The sequence below is a fragment of the Ideonella sp. P3_A4 genome, from assembly GCF_056403075.1.
Genome location: NZ_JBFUGE010000589.1, coordinates 1 through 3,671, shown reverse-complemented (window position 1 = coordinate 3,671; position 3,671 = coordinate 1). Strand labels below are relative to the sequence as shown.

The following is a 3,671-nucleotide window of genomic DNA, read 5'->3' as shown; positions in this document are numbered from 1 at the left end:
TGCCACGCGGGTGCCTTGGTGGGAGGCTCGGGGATGCGGGCGCAGGCGCCATTCGCGGTCGCTCGAGCCGAGGCATGAGGAAACCTGTCCGACCGAGAGGTGCCGGCAGGCTGAAGACATCTCCCCGCGAGCGTGAACCGGAGAACGCATCCCCGGGCCTCCCGCCACGCTCCGCGCTTCGCAGGTGGAACGCGTCTGGCTTCTTCATCAAGGCCGCACCGCCTTCCCGTCGCCCGTCAGCTTCAGGTTCACCAGCGACATCAGCGCGACGACGAAGAAGATCAGTGTCGAGATGGCGGCCGCGAGGCCGAAGTTGGCGCCGGCGTCAGTGAAGGCGATTCGGTAGGTGTAGCTGACCAGGATGTCGGTCGTGCCGGCCGGCAGCTTGGTGTTCAGATAGTCGGGCCGCCCATCGGTCAGCAGCGCRATCAGCACGAAGTTGTTGAAGTTGAACGCGAAGGCCGAGATCAGCAACGGCGTCAATGGCCGCGCGATCAGCGGCGCGGTGATCTTGAAGAAGTTGGTCAGCGGGCCGGCTCCGGCGATCGCCGAGGCTTCGTACAGGTCAGAAGGGATCGCCTTCAGCAGCCCGGTGCACAGCACCATCACGTACGGGTAGCCGAGCCAGGTGTTGACGATCAGCAGCATCGCGYGCGCCAGCGTCGGGTCGGCGAACCAGGCCGGGCGTACGCCGAACAGCGCATCGAGGATCGCATTGATCTCGCCGAAGTTCTGGTTGAACAGGCCCTTGAACACCAGGATCGAGATGAAGCCGGGCACGGCGTACGGCAGGAACAGCAGCGTTCGGTACAGCGTGCGGTACTTCAGCGCTTCCCAGTTCAGCAACACCGCCAGCGTCATGCCGATCATGGTGGCGAACAGCACGGTCAGTGCAGAGAAGACGACGGTCCAACCAAAGATCGAGACGAACGGGCCGCGGAAGTCGGCGTCGAACATCATCCGCGTGTAGTTGGCCCAGCCGATGCCGACCTTGAAGCCGGGCTGGATGTGCTCGCCGCGCTCGTTCTCGAAGTAGCCGGTGTCACGGTTGGGCTTGTAGACGGTGCCCGACGGTTGCTGGACCAGCGCGCCGTCGTCGCCGGCCTTCCACAGCGGGTTCAGCGGGCCGTATTCGCGCACGCCGGTGTAGTGCAGCCGGGTGCCATCCGGGCGCTGCAGCACCAGTTCGCGCAACGTGTCGCGCCGGGCCAGCACCTCGCGCAGCGACAGCGGCGTGCCCAGGTCTTGCGCTGCCGGCGTCAAGGCCACCGGTGCTTTCGGCGCGGCCGCTTGCGACAGCGGCGGGGTGACCAGCACCTCGTTGCCGTCTGCGCTGGTCAGCTTGATGCGCAGCGCCGAGCCGTCGGCGTACAGCGTGCTGGCCATCGCGTGGGCTTCGTCGACATCGCTTTGGTCGAGCAGGTAGGCGCGGGCGCGCGCCTCGCTCAACAAATGAGCCGACGAGTAGTTCGTGAAGCCGATCTGCATCGTGTAGACGAGCGGAAAGGCCACGAAGATCAGCATACCGGCGACACCCGGGAACAGGTAGCGCCAAGCCAGCGACTTCGTCGATGCGTAGGTGTAGACGCCCATCGTGCCGAGTGCGAGTGCGGCGGTGCTGACCAGCGCCTGGCCACCGGCGGCCAGGCGCCAGGCGAACCACAGCACGAGCAGCTCGCACAGCGCGGCGACGGCCCAGGTGAAGCTGCGCTGCCCGGTGCTGGCGGGGCGGGTCAAAGGGGGCGAGGCGGCGAGGGTGTTCATGTCAGTTGATGACCATGCGCGCTGCCGCGCCATCGAGAGCGTCCTTCGGCGACTGGCGGCCGTTGGTGATCGCTTCCAGTGCCGCGTCCATCGCCGGGAAGAAGCGCTGTGTCTCGGGGATGTTCGGGATCGGCTCGCCGGCGCGTGCGTTTTCCATCGTCGTGCGGATCGAGGCATCGCCCGACAGCTCGGCGAAGTAGGCCTTGTTGGCGGGGGTGCCGAGTGACACATCAGCCGAGATGGTCTTCAGGCTCTCGACGGTCAGCAGATGGTTCTCGATGAACTCGCGCGCGATGTCTTTCGACGGGCTGGGCGCCGTGACCATGCAGCCGAGCACACCGACGAAAGGTTTGGCCAAGTGGCCGGCCACGCCAGGCACCGGCGCGACGCCGTAGTCGATGCCGGCCTTCTTCGCGTTGTCCCAGGCCCAGGGGCCGGTGATCATCATCGCGACCTCGCCGCGGGCGAAGCTGGCTTCCATCTCCGAGTAGCGCGCCCCCTTGGGCATGTGGCCGTCCTTGATCAGGCGGTCCAGCATCTCGGCACCTTTCAATGCGCCCGCAGTGTTCACGCCCACGGCCTTCGGGTCGTAGTCGCCACTCGCCGTGCGGCCGAAGACGAAGCCGCCCGGGCCGGCCAGCATCGGCCAGGTGAAGAAGGACTTGTTGTAGTCCCACAGCACCGCGTGTTTGCCGTTTTTCTGCAATTGCTTGTCGAGCGTGATCAGCTCTTCGAACGTGGCCGGCGGCGTCTTCACCAGTGCCTTGTTGTAGACCAGTCCGATCGCCTCGATCGCCAGCGGGTAGCCCCAGGTCTTGCCCTGGTAGGTGAAGGCTGCCCAAGCCGAGTCCTCGACCTCGTCGTGAACACGCTTCGGCGGATGCACCGGCACGATCAGGCCGGACTTGGCCCACTCGCCGACGCGGTCGTGCGGCCAGCAGAAGATGTCCGGGCCTTTGCCGGCGCCGGCGGCGGCTTGAAATTTGTCCGGTGCGCCTTCGGGGTGCTGGACGGTGACCTGCACCCCCGTGGCGGCAGCGAACGCGTCGCCCACCTTCTGCAGCCCGTTGTAGCCCTTGTCGCCGTTGATCCAGACGAGCAGCTTCAGTGCGCCGGCGTCGGGGCCCTTGGGGGCACAGGATGCGAGCAGCGCGGTCGCGGCAATCGCCGCCCAACGAACGAGCTTGTGGTCAGGCACGGCCGGCCTCTGTCTGGCGCTGGAATGCTGTGCCTTGCGCATCGAACAAGTACGCGCGCTCTGACGGCACCTGCAAGCTCAGCGTCTGGCCGGGCTTGGGGTGCGAGTGTCCGTCCAGCTCGCAAGTCAGCGTGTCTTCGGCGCCGGGGTAGTCGCAGTAGGCGTAGGTCGTGCCGCCCAGCGACTCGACGAACGTGACCTTGACGTCAATCGTGTTGCTGCTGCCGCCTTCGCGCAGGTGCTCGGGCCGCACGCCCAGGCGCACCGGGTCACCGGCTTTGGCACGCGTCGCGTCCACCGCGCAATGCAGCACCGCACCACCGGCCAGCTTCACGGTCGCGCCCAGCGCATCGGCCGAGACCAGCGTCCCGTCGAGGATGTTCATCTCCGGCGAGCCGATGAACTTGGCGACGAAGAGGTTGTACGGATGCTCGTACAGCGCCATCGGCGCGCCGACCTGCTCGATCTTGCCGGCCGACAGCACGACGATGCGGTCGGCCAGCGTCATCGCCTCGACCTGATCGTGCGTCACGTAGACCATCGTCGTCTTCAGCTCTTCGTGCAGTTTGGCGAACTCGTAGCGCATGCGCACGCGCAAGGCCGTGTCCAGGTTCGACAGCGGCTCGTCGAACAAAAAGACCTCGGGCTTGCGCACGATCGCGCGGCCGATCGCCACGCGCTGGCGCTGGCCGCCTGACAGGTCCTTGGG

General features: G+C 66.6%; 3 protein-coding genes. All 3 read right to left on the bottom strand.

Annotated features, from left to right (window positions below; genetic code table 11):
• Positions 1–207 precede the first annotated feature (207 nt).
• Positions 208–1,764 carry a maltose ABC transporter permease MalF gene (gene malF / locus AC1DYI_RS29445; RefSeq protein WP_477207670.1) on the bottom strand — a complete coding sequence of 519 codons (1,557 nt, stop codon included), beginning with the start codon at positions 1,762–1,764 and terminating at the stop codon, positions 208–210.
• A 1-nt stretch (position 1,765) separates the two neighbouring features.
• Positions 1,766–2,962, bottom strand: coding sequence for a maltose/maltodextrin ABC transporter substrate-binding protein MalE (gene malE / locus AC1DYI_RS29440; RefSeq protein ID WP_477207669.1), 1,197 nt, complete (start codon positions 2,960–2,962; stop codon positions 1,766–1,768).
• A partial coding sequence (locus tag AC1DYI_RS29435; protein ID WP_477207668.1) for an ABC transporter ATP-binding protein occupies positions 2,955–3,671 on the bottom strand: 717 nt, incomplete at its 5' end. The genes AC1DYI_RS29435 and malE, both read right to left, overlap by 8 nt.